Origin of the sequence: Marinoscillum furvescens DSM 4134 (assembly GCF_003386095.1) — a bacterium.
Taxonomy (GTDB): domain Bacteria; phylum Bacteroidota; class Bacteroidia; order Cytophagales; family Cyclobacteriaceae; genus Marinoscillum; species Marinoscillum furvescens.
Genome location: NZ_QREG01000022.1, coordinates 1 through 19,581, shown reverse-complemented (window position 1 = coordinate 19,581; position 19,581 = coordinate 1). Strand labels below are relative to the sequence as shown.

At 44.0% G+C, this 19,581-nt stretch carries 7 protein-coding genes; 1 reads left to right on the top strand and 6 read right to left on the bottom strand.

The window, feature by feature from the left end; genetic code table 11:
• Window positions 1-2: 2 nt before the first annotated feature.
• The 6 genes from C7460_RS18750 to C7460_RS18725 form a co-directional block, all read right to left on the bottom strand.
• Window positions 3-2,153, bottom strand: coding sequence for a S9 family peptidase (locus C7460_RS18750; RefSeq protein WP_115869670.1), 2,151 nt, complete (start codon window positions 2,151-2,153; stop codon window positions 3-5).
• 76 nt (window positions 2,154-2,229) lie between these two features.
• The gene (locus tag C7460_RS18745; protein ID WP_115869669.1) at window positions 2,230-3,177 is read right to left on the bottom strand and encodes a threonine ammonia-lyase; all 948 of its coding nucleotides are present in this window, start codon (window positions 3,175-3,177) and stop codon (window positions 2,230-2,232) included.
• A 30-nt stretch (window positions 3,178-3,207) separates the two neighbouring features.
• Window positions 3,208-5,967, bottom strand: a complete 2,760-nt coding sequence (gene polA, locus C7460_RS18740; protein WP_115869668.1) for a DNA polymerase I — start codon at window positions 5,965-5,967, stop codon at window positions 3,208-3,210.
• Between the two features lie 33 nt (window positions 5,968-6,000).
• On the bottom strand, window positions 6,001-6,849 hold the full coding sequence (locus tag C7460_RS18735) for a dienelactone hydrolase family protein (protein WP_115869667.1): 849 nt from the start codon (window positions 6,847-6,849) through the stop codon (window positions 6,001-6,003).
• 37 nt (window positions 6,850-6,886) lie between these two features.
• Complete coding sequence (locus tag C7460_RS18730) at window positions 6,887-8,278, bottom strand: sensor histidine kinase (RefSeq protein WP_115869666.1); 1,392 nt, start codon at window positions 8,276-8,278, stop codon at window positions 6,887-6,889.
• 153 nt (window positions 8,279-8,431) lie between these two features.
• Window positions 8,432-11,611: a CHAT domain-containing protein gene (locus tag C7460_RS18725; protein ID WP_115869665.1), complete on the bottom strand. Its 3,180-nt coding sequence runs from the start codon at window positions 11,609-11,611 to the stop codon at window positions 8,432-8,434.
• A gap of 282 nt (window positions 11,612-11,893) precedes the next feature.
• Here C7460_RS18725 and C7460_RS18720 point away from each other — a divergent pair.
• Window positions 11,894-19,581: FG-GAP-like repeat-containing protein (locus C7460_RS18720; protein ID WP_185148307.1), on the top strand; the 7,688-nt coding region annotated here is incomplete at its 3' end.

The window sequence follows — 19,581 nt, the reverse complement described above, 5'->3', positions numbered from 1 at the left end:
GGTTAGAGGTTATTCTCTATAAAAATGGTCATTTTTTCATAAAGATGACCTCTTCTTCCGCTTAGCGAATGTGCTTTATCCGGGTAGTAAAAAGAATCGAACTGTTTGCCGGCTTTGATGAGCGCTTCCTGGAGCGTTACGGCGTTTTGGAAATGCACATTGTCATCTCCCGTACCGTGTACCAGCAGGTAGTCTCCTTTCAGCTTGTCGGCATGGTGGATCGGGCTGTTGTCATCATAGCCTTCGGGGTTGTCTTGCGGGCGCTGGAGGTAGCGCTCCGTATAGATGGTATCGTAAAACCTCCAGGTAGTCACAGGAGCTACCGCTATAGCCAGGCTAAACACATCAGCGCCTTTGAGGATGGCCAATGAAGACATGTAGCCTCCGTAGCTCCACCCCCAGATTCCGATGCGGTCTTTGGCCACAAAAGGTAGATCGGCCAGGTATTTTCCTGTGGCTATCAGGTCTTCGGTTTCATATTTGCCGAGCTGCTTGTAGGTAAGTTTTTTAAAGTCAGCACCGCGTCCGCCAGTACCTCGTGTATCCACGATTGCCACGATATAGCCTTTTTGTACCATAAGCTGATGCCACGCAAAATGACTTCCACCCCATTCGTTTTTCACGTTTTGAGATCCTGGCCCGCTATACTGATATACGATCGTTGGGTACTCCTTGCCAGCAGTAAAATCAGCAGGTTTTAGAAAGTAGCCATTCAGCGAAGTGCCATCTACCGTTTCAAAAGTGAAGAATTCTTTAGCCGCAAAACCGTAGGCTTCAGTAGTTTGGGCCAATGCTTTATTGTCTTCCAGCACTTTGATAAGCTTATTACCCTTCGTTTGATAAAGGCTTACCTGGAGCGGCTCGGTAGCAGTAGACTGATAGTTCATATAGTAGCTGCAGTCCGTACTCATGTTGATTTTAGAAAACCCTCTGGTAGTAAGGCGCTGTTTGTTTTTACCCTTGAGGTCTATGCGGTAGAGGTCACGCTCCATGGGTGATTGCTCCGTGGAGGTAAAGTACAATACAGGTGTTTTCGGACTTTGGTCCAGACCTACCAGCGACTCTGCCTCGTAGCTGCCTGTTGTGATCTGTCGCACGAGTGTCCCATCAGTTTTGTACAGGTAAAAATGCTTAAACCCATCCATTTCGCTACTGTACAAAAAGTGTTTGCCATCATTTAAGTAAGTCAGGTCATCACAGTAAGTCAGGTCTATATACGTTTCACTTTTGTCTGTGAGGACTACTTTGGATTCGCCTGTAGTGGCATTCACATGCAAAATGTCGAGCTGGTTTTGTAGGCGGTTGAGCCGCTGCACCGATACGGTATTGGCATCTTGAGTCCAGTACACTCTGGGGATGTAGATGTCCGTTTCGTTGCCTGTATCTACCGTTACTTTTCCCTGATTTGTGAGGTCAAAAACATGAAGCGAAACGATCGAATTGGCTTCACCGGCTTTGGGGTATTTGTAGATGTAGTCCTGCGGATAGAGTGCCCCATCATTCCACAGCTGCATGTTGTACTCACGCACACCACGCTCATCAAATCGGTGATAGGCTATCTTTTTGCTGTCTACCGACCACACGAAAGCTTTGGTCAGGTATAGCTCTTCTTCATATACCCAGTCGGTACTGCCATTGATGATCTCGTTTGGTTTGCCGTCTGTGGTGATGGCTACCTCTACATCATTATCCAGGTTTTTGTAGAAGAGGTTGTTGTCTCGGGTAAAGGCTATTTTTTTGCCATCTGGCGAAAACGTAGCGTATGCCTGGCGACCTTCGCTGAGGAGTTCTGCATCAGAGGCCCCTAGCGTATACACATAGTACACCGCAGTAAACGACCTGCGGTATACGGACTTTCTGTCCGTCAGGAGGAGTACTTGTTTTTCGTCTGCGCTGAAAGCATAGTCATCGATTTGGATGTCTAGCACATCACCGTCTACCAGCGTTTCGGTAGCTTCTCCAGTGGTGACATCATATTTTATCACCTTGTTTTGGCTTAGGGCGGAGTAGTACTGGCCATCGTTCATCCAGTTGACACTGCGCACGGAGTTGGGGTAAAAAGTCCAGTTAGATAGCTGGTCAAAGGTGATTTCCTTTTGGGCAATAGCCAGCAGGCTCACCAGTGTGAGTAGTAGTGTAGTAGAATACTTCATTTTGGATTATTAAAATTGTTTTCAAACGGCCGTCCGCCGCTTGCTCTGTACATTCAATTGTTTTGGGGCAACAAATCTAAAAAGGCAGATTGCTTAAATCCACATTTCCGCCAGTAAGAATGATCCCTACTTTTTTTCCGGTGTATTTTTCTTTTTCCTTGAGCAAAGCTGCAAAGGGCACAGCACATGAGGGCTCGATGATGATTTTCATGCGTTCCCATATCGTGCGCATGGCATCTATGATTTCCTTTTCACTGACGGTCACCACTTCTTTCACATACTTTTGAATAATCTCAAAGTTTCGAGCGCCTATGCTGGTACGCAGGCCATCGGCGATGGTGTCGGGGTTTTTTACGGGTATGATTTTATTGGCTTGTAAAGATTTAAAGGTATCATCGGCCTTTTTGGGCTCACCCAATACCACCTCCACATTAGGGTCTATGTACTGTGCAGCAAGTGCTGTACCGGCAGCCAGTCCACCGCCACCTACGGGCGTCATGATGGTGTGTAGTCCGGGTACGTCTTCCATGAGTTCTTTGGCAGCGGTGGCCTGACCCGCGATGATGCGGTAGTCATCAAATGGGTGCACAAAAATGGCTCCTGTTTCGGCGATGACCTGATCACACGTGCTGATTCGCGATTGCTCATTGGGCTCACACAGGATGACGTCAGCACCATAGTCTTTGGTGGCATTGATTTTCACCTGAGCACTGTTTTTGGGCATAACTACATAGGCCTTGCTACCAGCGAGCTTGGCAGCCAGTGCTACAGCTTGGGCGTGGTTGCCAGAAGAGTGCGTGGCAAATCCATTGGTGCGCTCTTCCGAGCGAAACCCGAGGATCATGTTTGCGGCGCCTCGCATTTTAAAAGACCCCACTTTCTGGAAGTTTTCGCATTTAAAATACACCTCACACCCGGCCATCTCATTGATGGTCTGTGAGGTAAGCACCGGAGTGTCCAGCGTAATCTTCGAGATTCGCTGGTGCGCACGTTTGATGTTGGTGAGGCTTGGGATGGTATCCATAATAGCTTTCTAAAAGAGTATTCTAGTGAATTAGTGTGCTTGCAGCCAGTTGGTGCCGGTACCGATGCCTATTTCCATAGGCACATCGATCTCTATGGCTGTTTTCATAAACTCATCCACTTTGCTGGTGAGCAATTCGAGCTCGCTTTCGTGGGCATCAAAGACCAATTCATCATGCACTTGCATGATCATTTTGGATTTTAAGTTTTCCTGCTTCATCCAGTCATGCACTTTGATCATGGCTACTTTGATCATGTCTGCGGCACTTCCTTGTATAGGAGCATTGATGGCGTTGCGTTCTGCAAACCCACGCATGGTGAAGTTTTTGGCGTTGATGTTTCGCAGGTACCTTCTGCGACCCAATATGGTCTCTACATATTCTTGTTTGCGAGCCTTCTCTACCACCTCGTCCATGTAGGCTTTTACTTTCGGAAACTCAGTAAAGTACGCTTCAATGATTTCGCTAGCTTCTCCACGCGAGATGCCCAGGTTTTGGGATAGCCCAAAAGCCGAGATACCGTAGATGATCCCGAAATTGACTTCTTTGGCTTTGCGGCGCATGTTGGGCTCTACATCATCGAGAGCTACTTTGAAGACTTTGCTGGCTGTGTTGGCATGAATGTCCACACCATTTTTGAAAGCCTCGGTCATGCTTTCGTCACCGGAAAATGCGGCCATAATGCGCAGTTCGATTTGAGAGTAATCGGCCGCCATGATGCGATAGTCTTCACCGCGAGGAATAAACGCCTTTCGGATTTCACGACCCTTTTCGGTACGGATCGGGATGTTTTGCAGGTTCGGATTGTTGGAGCTCAGTCGGCCAGTGGCGGCTATGGTTTGCCGGTAGTCCGTATGGATGCGGCCGTCTACTTTGCTGATCAGCTTGGGCAAGGCATCTACATAAGTAGATTTTAGTTTTTGATATTCTCTAAACTCCAGGATTTTCGATGCGATTTCATGTTCATTGGCAAGTTTGGAGAGGATGTCCTCACCAGTTGCAAACTGCCCGGATTTGGTCTTTTTTGGTTTGTCTACCAGCTTGAGTTTGTTGAAAAGGATTTCTCCTAGCTGCTTGGGAGAACCGATATTGAACTCCTGACCGGCGATTTCAAATATTTCCGTTTGAGCACGAAGGCTTTCTTTTTCCAGTTCCTTGGACATTTCCGCCAGAGCGGCCTCATCTACATGTACGCCTTCATATTCCATATCGGCCAGGACATACGATAGCGGCTCCTCCACCTCGTGCAGCAGTTTGCCGAGGTTAAACTCTTTGATTTCGGGCTCCAGCTTTTCTTTGAGCTGGAGGGTGATGTCCGCATCTTCACATGCGTAATTTTTGACATCTTCAGGGTCAATTTCACGCAGTGATTTTTGTTTTTTGCCGGTACCGACCAGCTCAGAATAAGAAACCGGCGTGTAGTTGAGGTAATTTTCGGCCAGCACGTCCATGTTGTGAGCCGTCTCCGGATCTATGAGGTAGTGGGCCAGCATGGTGTCGAAGATTTTTCCCTTTAGGGTAATGCCATAGTTGCGCAGTACCTGCATGTCGTACTTCAGGTTTTGACCTATTTTTAGCGTGTTCTCATCTTCAAAGAGCTCTTTAAACTCATTGGCAATAGCCTGGGCTTCTTCCCGGTTTTCGGGCACGGTGACAAACCATGCCTCTCCTTTTTGGACACTAAAACTGATCCCTACGAGCTCGGCTTCTACTGACTGCAGGCTGGTGGTTTCGGTATCAAAACAAAACTCTGGTACTGCGCTCAGTTTACGAATCAGCTCCTTGCGGCCAGCAACATCTGCTACCAGGTGATAGTTGGTCTTGCGATCTTCAAGTGTTTCTTTCGAAGAGCCCGCTTCACCACCTTCAGCTGCTCCAAACAGTCCAAGCTGCCCGGAATCTTCATTGGAAGCCTGGTCACCAAAAACTCTTTTTCCGATGGTACGAAGCTCTAGTTCTTCAAAGATTGGGTTCAGTATATCCGCAATAGGTTCTTTCATCGCCAACTGCTCTTCGGAAAATTCGAAAGGCGACTCTATTTCGATGGTAGCCAGCTTTTTGGAGAAAATGCCCTGCTCGCCATTCTCCTCTATTTTCTTTTTTAGTGCACCTTTTAGCTGGTCGGCATTGGCTACTATGTTTTCTACGGTGCCAAATTCCTTGAGCAGTTTGGAGGCTGTCTTGTCGCCAACTCCGGGGATGCCGGGGATGTTGTCCACGGAGTCCCCTTTCAGTCCGAGCACATCGCGCACCTGGTCTACATTTTCAATATCAAATTTTTTGAGCACCTCAGGAATACCCCAGATATCTACGGCATTGCCCATATAAGCGGGTTTATATAGAAAAATGTGCTCCTCTACGAGCTGTGCATAGTCTTTGTCTGGTGTCATCATGTACACCTCAAAGTCCTGGCGTGCGGCTTTTTTGGCCAGGGTGCCTATAAGGTCATCGGCTTCATAGCCATCCAGCTCTATGATCGGAATGTTGAATCCTTTGACAATGTCTTTACAGTAAGGGATAGCCACTCTGATTTCTTCGGGCATTGACTGTCGGGTGGCTTTGTACTCGGGGTACTCTACATGCCGAAAGGTAGGTGCAGAGGTGTCAAAGGCCACTCCTATGTGTGATGGCTTTTCTTTGGTGATAATTTCCAGCAGGGTGTTGGTAAAGCCCATAATGGCACCCGTATCGGTGCCTTTTGAGCTTATTCTGGGGTTTTTACTTAGGGCAAAGTGTGCTCTGTAGATCAGAGCCATGGCGTCTAGCAGGAACAGTTTTTTCTTTTCACTCATGCGAGTAAAGGTAAACCAACTGCCAAAGATTTTTTATCGCCGGGCACTGATAAAATCGAATACGTGGCGGTACGCCTTGCTGGCAGCCTCCTGATCATATACCGGGTTGCTCGGATTGGCAAACCCATGGCCTGCATCGTATGATTTTAGGGTTAGCTCTGGGCTGAGCTTAGCCATGGATGCCTCAAATCTGGCTGCTACTTCTGGCGTAATCCACTTGTCCTGCTCGGCAAATACTGCAAGTACATCACACTGGAGCTTTTCCAGCCGGTCTGTTTCGGTCTCGGGCATGCCATAAAACATGACGGCTCCTTTGGCCTGAGTGCCAAGGGTAATAGCTGCCTGTAGTGACCACCCTCCACCAAAACACCAACCTATGGTGTAGAGGTCTGCTTCCTGTCCGGCAAATGCTGCCGCACCTTTGATAATGGTCAGGGCACGCTCAGTTGAAACTGCCTGCATGTATTTTCGGGCATCTTCACGGTTGTCGGCCACTTTGCCATCGTACAGGTCCAGCGCGATGACGTTCATGTCTGGAAATCGTTTGGCAAACTTGTCAGATTCATTTTTCACATAGGCATTGAGTCCATACCACTCATGAATGACCAGGAGGTAGTCATTTGAAGGTTGTTTGGCTTTGACAAAATAGGCGTTTGCGGCATTACCATCGCTTGCGGGGTAAGTGATCATTTCACCATTAAACTCCTGAGCAGGGTACGGATTAGGGTCTAGGTGTGCCATGGCAAAGGCATCATCGTAACTCAGCTGTGCAAAAGCCTGGGTAGTGTTGTGACACATGGTGAGCTGGTTTATTTCGGTTGGCTCAATAAGCCATATCAGCAGAGCAGAAATTAGGGTGATCGGAGAAATGTTGAGTATCATAGATTGTGAGTTTGGTTCATCTTCTTTCTCACAATCCTTAACTCACATTATTTGTTTTCCTTGGTTTGAAAGAAGGGAACGAAATTTCAAAGCATGATCCTTCTTCCTGTGGTTTGTAGGTGATTTTTCCACCGTGTTTTTTCACAATACCGTAGGAGATGTATAGGCCCAGGCCAGTTCCTTTTCCTTCTTCCTTTGTGGTGAAAAATGGTTCGAAGATTTTAGAAATATTGGGGGGACTAATACCTACGCCATTGTCTTTGATGGCAATGATGTTCTGTTGGTTTTTATAATAGATATCTATGGTGACTTTGCCTTTTTCTTTACCATTTACAGCATCTACGGCATTTTTCAGGATGTTGAGCAATACTTGATTGATTTCTACCTTGTTGCCCAGGATGTTGAGCTTTTCATTTCTCACGATCCAAAAGTGAATGTTGGGGTGCGCATTTTGGAGGAGGATGCAGGTGCGAGCTACCAGCTCATTGAGTGATAGCTGCGAAACCTTTTTTTCCAGTGCTTGTGGCGAAATTTTAAGCAGGTTATTTACCACATCTGTGGCACGCTGCGAGCCTTCCATGATATTGATCAGGAGCTTGTTGATTTCTTCGAAGTTTTGCTGGTATTTGGCAAATTGTGCATCAGACATTCCGTTTTTAATGTCTTCCAGATCTTGAATGATGGGCTGCACATTGCCCCCGACGTAATTGAGTGGGTTGTTTAGCTCATGGGCAAGCCCAGCTGTAAGACGACCTACAGAAGCCATTTTTTCGGACTCTACCAGCTGGTCCCGTGCCTGACTAAGCTGCTTGATGATTTTTTCTTTTTCCACAATGGATTTTTGAAGCTTTTCGTTCAAAGCCTCAAGGTTGGCGTTTTGCTTAATGCTTTTGCGTCGTTCTTTGTCAAACTCAGTTTTCACCTTGTACACCACCATCAGGATTACGGCAGAGAGAAACAGGTAATTGGTAGCGTAGGTTCTTTTTGGAAAATCGTCATTGATGATATCTGTAAAGCTTTGAATGCCTACCATGCAGGCCATAAATATGAAATATGTGAGGGTGAAGTACTTGCTTTGAGACCGTGGTGCTATTAAGGTAAGTATAACGCCTACTGCCAGTGTGCCAATGGCCGTGTGACCATACATTCCACCAAACTTGGTCCAGAAGAATATGGAGGCTAATAACAATAAGCCTATCAGTACAAACCGAATTTGAAGAAAATAGCCTTTGTATTTTGAAAGCCAGTAGAATGAAAGCCCGCAGATGGTGAGGGCCAGGTCCATGACCCAGTAAGAGTCCCACCCTGCTCTAAATAGTCCCTGAACGAATAAATAGGCGGTGGTTACGCTCTGGACTATGCAGATAAATTCGAAAAGGGTCTTTTCGAGGGGATTAGGCTTTGGAATTTCGGACGGCTTAGATTGCATGGATGCCTTGAAAATAAGTAAACCCTCCTAAAGTATTTCACTCCCTTGTGAAATATCGATGAAAATTGGTAGATGGTCGATTGAAATCATAGAAACTCAAAGGCCTGTGTTCATCAAGAACCCAGGCCTTTGATTTCTCATGCTAACTAAAGATTAATTACCGACCATCACAAAGGCTCCCCAGTAATAAGGTGCCTGCCATTTGTCTTTAAGTCTTTTCTGAGCAGTGATAAATGCCTCGTGTTTCGTTTTGCCTGAAAGCCATTCTTCATAGAAGTTGGTCATGAGCTCTTGCGTAGCATCATCATCTACCGTCCACATAGACATGATGATTGCATCTGCACCTGCTACCTGAAAGGCTCGCTGAAGACCATACACACCTTCTCCATTTTTCACTTCACCCAGACCTGTTTCACATGCTGAGAGCACTACCAGTTCGGTGTTGTCCAGATTAAGGTTCATGGCTTCAAATGCCGTAAGAATTCCATCTTCATCATGAGGAATTTCGTTAGAAATCACCCCTTCACTGATGAAGCTATTGGCACCGGCTAGTATAAGTCCTGAGCGAAGTAACGGATTTTGTACGTAGGTGTCTTTTTCACCCTCATGGTCTTGGTCATTTTCAAGGAAAAATCCGTGAGTGGCAATGTGAAGTGTTCTTGGGTTTTGCACTTTTTTGATACTGTCCTCCAGAGCTTCATTGCTAAGGTAGGTAACTGCCTGAGCGTTTTTCTTGGCGTACAAGCTATCAATTAGGTTCACTTCTTTTTTTGTACCCGGAAGCAACGATAGCATAGCATTAGATCGCATGTATCGTAGCATGTTGCCACGTAGGCCCCTTGGAAGGCTTCCTGATCTTGTGAGCTCGGCAAGGTCTCCCTGATCTCCACCTCTCGAGCCTCTTACTCCCCTGCTTGCACCACGCATGGCACGATCTTCGGCCGCAGCTTTAATGATTTTATCTGCCGAGGCACCACTTTCCTTTTGCTTTTGCTCGATGACTCCCATATTGTAGTTAGGATAACCGAACAGATAGGAACGGTCGGCCGCAGAACCAGCATTTACAGCTAATAAATCTTTGGTGTTATTTACAAGCTGAATTTCCAATTCATCCAATGTGAAATTACCGGTAGCAGGATTTCGTAAGGTGTAGATACTGATTTGGTTAAACACACCATCAGGAGAGAAGTATACCTTTTTAATGCCTTCTAACTTGTTGGCAATGGGTCTCCAAAAGAGCTTATACGAAAAGTCTTCATTGATCTTGTACTTAATGGCGTTTCGGTAATTGGACAGATAGCGTGTCTCCATCATTTTACCATTTTTCATGATTACCATTTCTGGATAATCCTCGGTATCGGGAGTCACTATTAGTGCGGCATAGTACACTTCCTCAGTAAATGATCCACCCTTAGCCGGATCAAAATCTCTAAATCGAATAATTTCTACAGCAGCTTCCCCAGTTTTTAGTTGATCTCGCACATCTTGCCAGGTCATGTCTTTCGCTGCGAAATTGTCTGCGAACGCCGTAGACAACTTGCTCAATTCTTTTTCTAAGGAATTTGACAAAGTTGTGAGTGAATCGATCTTAGCGTTTCGTATGTCAAGTGGAATGTCTGTAGCACTAAACAGTTTCGCCAAACGCTCTTTCTGGCTGATCCAGTTTTCGTATTTACTGATGAGCTCTTCATCGCCACTGTTAAGGATAGCGTTTTTCACTTTGTTGGTAGCCGAAAGGATGATGCCTTTCGTAGCTAGCTGGTAGTTATACATTTCGCCAATCAGTTCTTTTTCATCTCGGCTTGTTTCTACTATAAATGAGTTGTATTGCTCAAAAGCAGGTCGTAAGTTGGTATAATAGAACTTAGATTTTTCTTCTTCACTGAGAATTGGAAAAATCGTATTGATTTGTGTGAAATAGTTCTGAAAAGTCTCTGCATAGTACGATTTGGCATCAGAAAATTCATTCATTTCCCAGTTGAGTGTAGCGAGCGAGCGTGTGGCCTTCGAGTATTCATCATGTTGCTTGCCTACACTCTTTTTTCGAAGTGCCAGTGACTTCTCATAGCTTTCTCTGGCGTTTTCTAAATCACCCATCATGAAATAGACGTTTGCCAGGTAATAGTACGGAAATGAGGTTTGATATTGATTATCACCAGAGATATCTTCTGTCAGAGAAACAGCCTCTTTGGCAGTTTGAATAGCGGCATCAAATTTTTCTTGTTTGGCGAGGATATAGGCTTTATTCTGAAGAATTCTGGCATAATAAAGGTTTTCCTTACCCATTGTCTGCTCAAGAATGGAAGCAGATTGGTTGTAATATTCATGTGCCTTTTCTAGAGATCCACTGAAAAAATGAACATTTCCCAGCTCTAAGGTCTCTATGGCATAGTTGATGGATTCTTTTCCATATAACTCTTCACTTTTGGCGAGATTATCCAGATATATCTCTTCAGCTAGCTCGTAATTTCCAAAAAACTGCTGGAGCAATGCGATATTTCCGTTGAGCCTTACTTCATAGTCCGTCCAGTCTTCAGGTAGTCTTTTTAAAATATCTTTAGCTTCAAGATACACTTCTTCAGCCAGCGGAAGTTTTCCGTTATTTGTATAAAGCCCTGCTAAACTTACAAGAAAGCTTACATTTTCTATCGATGCATACATTCCCTGCTCGTTCAGTAAGTCGATCGCTTTAAGCAGATGTTTTTCGGCTTTTGAGCTTTCTCCTGCCATTTCATAGAAGTCGCCGATAAACCGCTCCAGCATAGCTTCTTCAAAGGTTTTTTTCTTGACCACTTTTTTAATGTCTTGAGCAAGGGCTAAACCTTTTTGGTACTCTTCTGTAAATATGTAGTGATCGAGCAACGATTGAGCGTCATAAATGTAGTTTTCACTCGCTTTTCCGAATAACTCTTCGTCTATTTTTAGTAGGTCCAGATAGATTTTTTCTGTTTCACTGAAATAACCGAGTTCATCCAGGACGTAACCCAAATTGAAGGCAGTATTGGTAAATCCTTCATCAACCTGACCAATGTCTTTTCGAATTTGATACTCCTGCCTGAAAAACTCAGCAGCAGTCTCCAAATCATCATTCCAGAGCAAGTAGGAATCCCCCAAAAAGAAATTCATGACGGCAGCCACCGTGTCTTCACGGCCGGCAGAGTAGGCAATGATTTCGGCTTCCTTATCCAGGATGCCTTCATAATCTCCGTTTTCGTAGAGCTTGTTGATTTTTTCGTAAAACTTTTGCTCTTTCTTCGTTTTGAATGGAGACTGAGCATGCAATGCCGCTGAAATAAGCAGCAATAAGACTGAACTAAATAATACTCTAGTCATGGCGGAATTAAATTTTTTTAATACAAAATATAAAATAACTAATATTTTTTGATTGCTCCAAATACTGCTATCGATCCACGAGATCTAATCGATAAATGTACACATTCGAAAAGATATCTTTTGGTAATTTTGATCGAGGCCCTATTGATTTTGATCGAAATCAACTGAGCATCAGCATTATCCCTGTATTATTTCAATATATTTTTGTGAAATTACCATATATATGGTATTACATTTTCTAATTGTTCCGGCTAAATTTCCGGTTCATAATCTATTGCCAATATGAAGTTTACCGCTCGAATTGTTGCTTATCTTTTATTCTCAATGGTGCTGACTGGTGAGTTACTAGCTCAATGCACCAATCCTCTGGATCAGTCTGTAAGTGCACAACACGATACCATAGCATCAGGAACTGAAACATTCATAGACATACTGTCTACAGAACCAGGTGTTAACTATTACTTGCGAGAAAACAGTACCAATGCGCTTGTAAATGGCCCTCTAGAAGGTACGGGTGAGGCAGTAAGCTTTAGCACAGGACCTATTGATTCCACCACTACTTTCAATGTGCTGGCAACACGTGGAGATAGCATTCTATTTACTTCACAGGTAATAAACTCATCATTTCCAGCTTATGGCCTGGGATCTTCGTCCTTTTCGAATGGTGTAAACCTCGGTGATGTGGATGGAGATGGTGATTTGGACCTAATGTCGAGCTCGAATTGGATCAATTTTATTTATTACGAAAACACGGGTACCGCTGAGGCACCAGATTTTGCCGGTCCAGTGGATAATCCATTTGGTATTACTACTACAGAAAATATTACCCATCGATACTCACGTTTTGTAGACTTGGATGGAGATGGTGATTTGGATATGATGGCCGGTCAGTTTAAGAGTGGTGGGGCTGATTTTAATTACTTTGAGAATCAAGGTGATTTCAATACTCCATCATTTGCGGCACCAGTGACTAACCCATTTGGAATTACTGCTCCAGGATCTAACGCTATTAGAGGGATTGATTTTGCAGATTTGGATGCTGATGGAGACTTTGACATGATCTCGGGAGATGGTGATGGCGACATAAATATCCATCTAAACAATGGGACAGCTGCTACTCCTTCGTTTTCTGGTATATCTGTAAATGGCTTTGGACTAACCTCGCTCCCCACTACAAATTCCTTTCCCCAGTTTATAGACCTGGATGCTGATGGCGATCTGGATATTGTTGCTGGGGGTGCTGATGGCAATTGGTATTATTTTGAAAATATAGGCACGTCAAATTCTCCATCATTTGCTAGCTATGTTGTGAATCAACATGGCTTTGATCCAGTGCCTTCGGGTGAAAGTTCTCCTGGTTTTGGTGATCTGGACGCGGATGGTGATTTGGATATGCTGTCTGGTAATGATCAAAACGACTGGGTTTTTTATAAAAATGAATCAGGTGTTTGTGCTACTGTACTGAGCCAAACGCCTACGGTTTCTGCCATTGCTTCGATTCAGACAGCAGCAACTGGAAACTGGTCATCGCCTGCGACCTGGCAGGGTGGCACGGTCCCATCAGCAGGAGATCCTGTAGAAATCCTTCATGATGTGACATTGGATGTGGATACGGCAAGAGCTTTTGGTGTGGTGTTGGCAGATACGGCCACTCTTAGTTTAAATGCCAATGTATTGGATATTCAGTCACACCTGATTTTGGACTCTGCAAGCACTTTGGCATACGAAGGAGGTGCAGTGTTGTTTTCGGGAGCGAATCAGCTATTGGAGCAGCACAACACTCAGTCACATGGCACGATCATTTTTGCTGGTGTAGGCACTAAAACTATAAACTTATTCGGGTCTACCATTTTGGCACTGGACGACTCACTTGTGGTGGATTCCGGTGCAGAATTAGCCTTTATTCAATCAACAATGCTATCGCTAAATGATTCTGCGGGAGTAAACATACAGGGAATCATTGGGAGTGAAAATAAGTGGTCTTTACAGCTTTCGGGTAACCAACACTTTATTTCTGGAGGGGATTTTTACGATATAGCCGTCAGTAGCTCGGCTCAGGTCTTTTTTGAGCAGTCGCTAAATTATGATAATTCATTTGTTACGGGTGGCGCTGGTTCTACAGTACATTTCTCCAATATGGAGGTCAATCTGGGAGCAAGCTGGTCCTTTGATGCGCTGGACTCGATTGCTTTTGAAGCAGGCACTCAATTGTCGGCAGATAGTGAGTTGACTTTTAGCCATCAAGCTAACCCTTTGCCAAGCATGATACTCACAACCTACAGCGATTATTATCTGCTTGGAGTTGTGGAGTTTGCCAGTGGTGAAACGCTACAGTTAAATGACGGTGTGTTGAGCATGGGTAATGCTACTTTCAATGGTTCTGGTGGTGGATTGGTAATATCTGGAGGAGATTTTTCAAGTAATGGCCCTGATTTGACTTTTAACTCAGGTTCATCCCTTGTTGTCAACAGTGGTTTTTTAGATATCACCGGTGGTGATCCCTCTGCGGAAGGAACTCCATACTACATCTCTGGTGATAACTTTCAAATTACTGTAAATGGAGGTTCAGTCAATTTTGATTGGGGAACTATTACAGGCCTAGGAGGTGATGGGCTTTCGGTTACAAATGGCGAGGTTAATGTTTCGAACACTATTTTTTCTGGAGGCACAGGCAATTCTTACCTTACTTTTTCTACAGAAATTGGGCCGATTACCTTTAATGGACTAGAGTTTAGTTCTGGGCCAACCTATAACGTTGTAATTGATACCGGCTTTTCTGCTTCCGTTTCATTTAACCAATATGATGGAGCCTTTTCTGGCCCTGATTTTCATAGTCCAGGGGATATGGGAACCATAGAATGGCTACTGCAACAAGGCGAGAGCCAATCAGGCCCCGAATACGCCGTATCATTAGGTGATTTTAACCCCGTAGCATTTGAGTCACCGGCATATGTGTTTTTAGGAGATGATGATATGTCCGGTGAAATTCTCCTTGACTTTGACTTTGACTTTTTTAAAGACCCTGTATCAAGCGTATATATTAGCAGTAATGGGTTCATCACCTTCGATCCTTTTTCTGATAATGGATGCTGTGAGGGTATGAATATTCCTAATCAAATTCTGCCAGATAATTACATCGCAGGCTATTGGACAAACCTCAACCCTGCAGGGGCCGACACCATAAGGTATGAAATGCTTGGAGTGGCTCCGAACCGAATTTTTGCAGTGGAATTCTTGAAAGTAAGAGACATAAATGAGAGTGGTCAGCATACTTTCCAAATCCAACTTCATGAAGGGTCAGACATCATCGAGATTCACACCACTTCTGCGAACATATCAGATACTACAGCACTCATTACTCAAGGTATTGAAAACTATAGTGGTACCTCTGGAGCTTACTATGATGGACGTGTTGCATCGCATTTTACCCTATCAAATGATGCAGTGGTATTTACGCCGCAGATAGTTGCACCTACTTTGGATCATGTAGAGCAATTTATCTCGGAGATTCCTATGGATTGGATTGTAAATGGTGCAGTGTGGGAAGACAACCCTGAGTTTGGCACAAATGGTGAACAAGGCAACGCCCGAATAGAACCGATTGATGGCAACTACTTAACTACTCCTTACACGCCTGAAATGGAGTATTTCGAATTTCACTACCGTGCAGCTGCAGCCATTGGTGATACCATAAAACTAGTCGTAGAAACGTCTACAGAAAATGTGGAGTACACTTACCTGGATACGCTCAAGTTTGTTCAAGATTCTTACCTCAAATACCAATATTCTTTTGACCCAACTTTTTCTGGTCATGTAAGATTGCGCCAGGTGGGCAATACGCAGGCTGCGCATATCGATGACTTTGGGTATGCTGTCAAGCCGTCCGCTCCAGGACCTAGCAATATCATGGAGGAGTTCAATGAATTGCAGGAACTTCCATATTCGGGTCTGTATACGTTCGGTTCTGGTGATTGGGAAATCAATGAAGGAGCAGGTGAGTCTGCAACAGTATATAGCCCTTCTTATGCTTTAAAATTAAATAATTCCGGAGGTAGTGTAAAGTTGCCAAATGTGCCGGGGGAGGTAGAAATTTCATTTTGGTATGCTGCCTTAGGGGCTGACAGTGTCACGTTTGACATTGTGAAAAACCGAGAAAGTTTCCCTTTTCCAGAGCCTGTAGAGACCATTACATCTTACAATGCTGATTTCAAACAAGCTACTGTATTACTGGAACACGCTGGCGACAATGTCCAGTTGGAGTTGATTATATCAGGAGGAAACTCAGATCTTGTCATTGATGACGTTTTCTTCAATTTCGGTAGCGCAGATACTTTAGCTCCTACTTTTGATGTGGTCTACATTAATTCTGTAGGTAGCGACTATATCGAAACTTATTATGCACTAAGTGAGGAAGCAAATGTTTACAAGTTGATCACTCCGCTTGGTTCTTATGCGCCTTCTGTTGCGGAAGTTATAGACCCATCGATGTATATAGATCCTTATGATTTCTCAGGTGTAATGACTGGTTCCGAAGCGTATTTTTATGCATCTGGACTGATGGATAGTACTGGCTACAATGTCTATTTGGTAGCGGAAGACATGAATGGTAATCTGTCCGATGTTGTTCCGTTTACGGATGTGTACACGACTACTGGCAGTGCAGGATCACCATCAATAGTTTATGAGAGTTTTGACAGCTTTGAAGGCCAAACCGACGTAATCGAAAACGGTGGGTATTTTTTTACTGAAATGGCTTTTGTCTTGTCGAATGCTGAAGTGACTTCTGATTCTACTTTGGATTATTACGAATATGGGAATGCCGTGGTGTTGGCAGATTCGAATTCCTTCATCCAGACTTATTGGATAGACAATGTGGAAAGCTTTGGGTTTTCGTACCGTGTTAGTGATACCTCCAGCAACGCTTCCTTTGAGGTAAGTTTAAGTTATGACAGTGTAGATTTTTCAAATGTTATTTTCGCTCAAACGGCCGGTGATACGGTCTACAGCTCACATGAAGAATACTTCAGTGAGCCATTTAGCGGTTTCATAAGGATAAGAGCATCAGCGGTAGATCCAGCGGATGTAGTGATTGATGAATTTTGGTTTTCAGAGGCTATGACCTCCCAGCCTAACCCTGTAAACTATGAGGATTTTGATTATTTCTCAGGAGAGCCTAATGTTTCGCAAACTGGATCATTTGAGTTTACAAATACCAGTTTTGACCTACTTCAAACAACTGTAACTACTGATAGCGCACTTACCTATGGTCAAAGTGGCCAGTCCCTGATGTTGACAGATTCTGGGTCGTATATCCAAACCTATGTGTTTAATATTTCCAATTTAGGATTTTATCACCGAGCTGATAATCCTGCACCTGTAGACTTTGAAATCCTGACCGGTGTCAGCCTGGATGATTTGGTGCTAGAAAACTCTGGGTCTACTTCTTCAATGGAGTATATGGAGTTTAATCATTCATTTACCGAAGCATATTCAGGATATGTGAGAGTTCGGGTTCCAGGCTGGTATGAGGCCTCACTACTCATTGATGATTTCTATACTGTTGATGCAGGAGGACAAGTTTCTAATCCATATGTCAACGAGTCATTTAACTCAATTTCAGGTCAAAATTTGACTAGTGATTCAGTCATCCTTGAAAGTGGTAAGTGGAAAATAATAAATGGAGCTGAGGAAAACGTATTGTTTCAGAGTGACTCTCTTGCATTGCAGCTTTATCCGGAAGGAGAATTAGTTTCACCGGGAATTGACGGTACACAAGAGTTTGGGTTTAGTTATCGAGCGTTTGATTCGCCAGCTTATTTGTACGTAGCATACTCAACAGACAGTACAAACTTCATAGGACTTGATACGCTCTATGTAGATGCTTTGGAATACTATACCTATACAGGCTATGTGGGGGTTGAAGGACCTGTCCAGGTTCAGGTCCTTGCAGATTCTTTTGCTACTGATCCGGTTATTTTGGATGATTTTTATTTCTATGAGGTAGTGTCTTCACAGCCGGGATTGTCAGTTTCCGTATTAGAAGTTGGGAGCTATGATGTTAGTTTGGACGTGCATGTAAGCCCTACTTCTACCGTATATTATATAGTAAGTCAAGACGGCACCATTCCCTCTGCGGAGCAGATAAAAATGGGTCAGGATGGCACAGGTTCCACTGCGGAAAGCGCTGGTAGTTTTGAAGCAATCGATGGGAATTATACGTTTCAGATTCCAGGAGAAGCACAATTGTTACCGTCTACCTCTTATTATACATTTTGGATAGCTGAAAATGAATCAACTTTCGAGCTTTCGGAAATTGTGAGTGATACTTTTACCACCGATGTGGCACCTGTTGAGATATACATAAAAACTATAAATGTATCAGACACCGTGCTTGCTGCCGGCGTTGCTAACCAACTGATTCATAAGTTCGAAGTGGTGATCAAAGATGGTCAGGCTACTATGGACGGATTCTTGATCACACCTGACACCATCAATTATACTTTCAACGAGACGGATTTTATTTCATTTACTTTCTGGGAATCTATAAATCAGGACAGCTTGGAAAATGCGACTAACCTGGGGAGCACTTTCTTTGCTGACCAGGATCCAATTATTCCTGATGGAAGCATCGGCAAACTGTTTAATAGTACATACAATGATGGAGATACAGTATACTGGTATGTGACAGCTGATTTATCGGCTGAAGCGATGGAAGGTAGTGAGATTGGGTTCACAAAGCCCGAAGGTGAAAATAACTTTGGCATTGAAGACCCTAAAATAATCATTGACCAGGGACTAGATGCTGGGGCTGCATTTAGTATTCAAGCTGCTCCGGTTACTCCTAAAATCCAATTCGTGACAGAAAGCTTACCTGCTCAAAATCTGGATGCCGGTACAACGGACAACCTAATTTACAAAATGGTCTGGGCAGTAGCAGATGGGAGTATTACCACTTCCGGACTATACTTTACGTTGGGGGGTTCATATAATGAAATGGATTTTCCTGACAGTGCATTTCAGCTTTCCTATGCCGTCAATATAGATGATGAGCTTGTAGCAACTGATCTAGGAGGAGCTAATCTGGGTAACGCTCAAGAATTAGAAAACTCTTTGGGTTGGTCAATGACTGATACGTTCAATGATGGAGATTCCATCTATCTATACTTAACTGCTGATATAGACGCAGGAGCAAATCATGATAGCACCTTCTATATTGAAATACCTACTTTGGACAATTTTGGAATTGATGATCCGAAGGACAAAATAGATATGGGGCTGGCTCAAGGGTCAACATTTACTATTCAGAACAATACGGAAATTCCTGTAGTCACAGTTTCTGATCTTACTACCAACAACGTTTCTCCAGCAGTAAGTGGTACCATTGGCGATACGCTTTCAGTGATCAGTTTAACAGTAGATGGGAGTAGCTATTCTGCTGTTAATTTGAAGGATGGAAACTGGGAAATAACTGAGGGTGTCATTTCAGCTTTGGCTGAAGGAAGCTATACCATGGAAGTAACCGCCACGAATTCAGGTGGAAATACAGCCACTGCAACTGGGCTTCTCCAAGTTGACCTCACACCGCCAGTGTTGACCATAAATAGTTTGACTACAGGAAACACTTCTCCTGAGGTAGTAGGAACCGTGTCTGATACTGATGCCTTTGTTACAGTCACTATCGAAGGCACAAAAGATACTGTGACTGTAGCAAATGATGGAAGCTGGACTATTGCAGCAGGCACATTTGGGCCATTCACAGATGGGACCTATCAAATACTAGGAATAGCGAAAGATGGTGTAGGCAATGCTGATACTACATATGCTGAACTGATTGTAGACACCAGCTTACCTGTTGTCACAGTTGATGCTTTGACCACCTCCACCCCTTCCCCTTCCCTAAGCGGTACTGTTGATGATTTCCAGGCGAGCATTAGTGTTACGGTGGCAGGTGTTAGCTATACAGCGACCAA

Bases quoted from the DNA above. Each gene is read 5' to 3' on its own strand.
- C7460_RS18725 (WP_115869665.1), bottom strand. From the start codon at position 11,611: ATGACTAGAGTATTATTTAGTTCAGTCTTATTGCTGCTTATTTCAGCG.
- C7460_RS18735 (WP_115869667.1), bottom strand. From the start codon at position 6,849: ATGATACTCAACATTTCTCCGATCACCCTAATTTCTGCTCTGCTGATA.
- C7460_RS18745 (WP_115869669.1), bottom strand. From the start codon at position 3,177: ATGGATACCATCCCAAGCCTCACCAACATCAAACGTGCGCACCAGCGA.
- C7460_RS18730 (WP_115869666.1), bottom strand. From the start codon at position 8,278: ATGCAATCTAAGCCGTCCGAAATTCCAAAGCCTAATCCCCTCGAAAAG.
- polA (WP_115869668.1), bottom strand. From the start codon at position 5,967: ATGAGTGAAAAGAAAAAACTGTTCCTGCTAGACGCCATGGCTCTGATC.
- C7460_RS18750 (WP_115869670.1), bottom strand. From the start codon at position 2,153: ATGAAGTATTCTACTACACTACTACTCACACTGGTGAGCCTGCTGGCT.